At 43.1% G+C, this 232-nt stretch carries 1 protein-coding gene; it reads left to right on the top strand.

What is annotated here, in order from left to right; all coding sequences use genetic code 11:
• Positions 1-232 (top strand): hypothetical protein (locus SB749_RS21080; protein WP_410712038.1); only part of this gene is annotated, 232 nt, incomplete at both ends.

Here is a 232-nt window from a genome sequence, read left to right as displayed (position 1 = left end):
AAACCGTTAGTGATTTAAACCTTGAAAAGCGCCACCGCCAAGACATTGAAAAAGGCGTACTGGATTTATCAGCAAACTATACAAACTGGCGCCAAGAATACGAACGCCGCCAACTAGGTAACGAGCGCTTAATTGATGCCGTGGTATACGTTGATCCTGAAAACGGCTTAATCGTTAACCGTGCGTTTTCATACACCAACGAAGCATTTAAAGAGGCCAATCTATTAATCGA

The sequence above is a fragment of the Brevibacterium sp. SIMBA_078 genome, from assembly GCF_046534565.1.
Taxonomy (GTDB): Bacteria; Actinomycetota; Actinomycetes; order Actinomycetales; family Brevibacteriaceae; genus Brevibacterium.
This window is presented reverse-complemented; position numbering and strand designations above follow the sequence as displayed.